Origin of the sequence: Ferrovum myxofaciens, assembly GCF_000735045.1 — a bacterium.
Taxonomy (GTDB): domain Bacteria; phylum Pseudomonadota; class Gammaproteobacteria; order Burkholderiales; family Ferrovaceae; genus Ferrovum; species Ferrovum myxofaciens.
In genome coordinates this window covers 1-253 of the sequence record NZ_JPOQ01000620.1, presented here as the reverse complement: position 1 = coordinate 253, position 253 = coordinate 1, and the positions used below count along the sequence as shown (strand labels likewise).

The following is a 253-nucleotide window of genomic DNA, read 5'->3' as shown; positions in this document are numbered from 1 at the left end:
AAGTCAGAGCACCCGGAATGTTCGTCGAACAATTGCGTCGCAAGGCTGAAAGTGCTGGCGGCCAGTTGATTGATTTGCACACCTGGTCGCTGAAAATGTCGCAGTACGACCACACCACCGGAGTTTGCACAAAGAAGCCGCTCAGTCAGCGGTGGCATGTGCTGGGTGACGGGTCGGGAGTAGTGCAACGGGATGTGTATTCCGCATTCCTCGCACGCTGCGTTATGAGCAACACGCACCACCCATCCCATAT

The 253-nt window shown here is 55.7% G+C and carries 1 pseudogene; it reads left to right on the top strand.

Features of this window, described 5'->3' with window-relative positions:
• Positions 1-17: 17 nt before the first annotated feature.
• Positions 18-253: pseudogene (locus IV91_RS19470) on the top strand (transposase); the annotation flags it as partial.